The sequence below is a fragment of the Methylobacterium aquaticum genome (assembly GCF_001043915.1).
GTDB lineage: Bacteria > Pseudomonadota > Alphaproteobacteria > Rhizobiales > Beijerinckiaceae > Methylobacterium > Methylobacterium aquaticum.
Map to the genome: position 1 here is coordinate 1 of NZ_LABX01000226.1, position 724 is coordinate 724.

At 63.8% G+C, this 724-nt stretch carries 1 protein-coding gene; it reads right to left on the minus strand.

Going from position 1 to position 724, the window contains the following annotated elements:
* On the minus strand, positions 1 to 646 hold a 646-nt coding region (locus VP06_RS26180), incomplete at its 3' end, for a hypothetical protein (RefSeq protein ID WP_156295780.1).
* Between the last annotated feature and the right edge of the window lie 78 nt (positions 647 to 724).

Genomic DNA, 724 nt, shown 5'->3' on the forward strand with positions numbered 1-724 from the left:
CGGCCGTCTTGCCGAGGGCCTGAGCCTGGGCCTGCTGCGTCCGGGTCGACTGCGCCGAAACGTCGTTGAGAGCGCGGGCCTGAGAGATGTCGTTGGCCTGCTCGGTAACGCGCCGGACTTGAGCCTTGCCCTCCTCTGGCGTCGCGATCATCGAGCGCTCAGCACGCTCAGCCACATCCTTGAGCGTTTGATTATTGAAGTATGGCGTATTCGGGCGGTCGATAAGCTCGCGCCGATAAGACCCAAGGTCCGGCTTGCTGGCCGTGCCAAAAACGCCGGCGAAGCGCTCATCGACGCTTTTGTACTTATCGCTGTCACTGAGCCCAGCACGCTCGATATTCTGCTTAACCTCCCGCTCAACCGGGTTCACACTGAGAAGCTGGTTTGCCCGGCTCTGCTGGATGACGACTGCGGATGCTCTCTCCTGATCGGCGCGAGCCTTGGCGAGCTGCCCTTCGAGGACGGCCGTTGCGGTCTGCTGCGGGGTGACGTTCAGGCGAGGATCGCCCATTGCCACACCGGCGCCGCGGTTCACGTTGGACCAGAAGTTGCCCCAGGCGTCGCCGAGGGAATTGGTGGCACGCTGGCCGTAGCTGGCAAGCTCGTTGTACTTCGCCAGCCGCGGGTTGATCTCGTCCAGGGCCATCCGCACCACATCCGAGCCGCGCCCCTGCTTCTGCATGTCCTGCAAGAGGCGGCTGGTGGTAGCGCTGTAAGTGCCGGG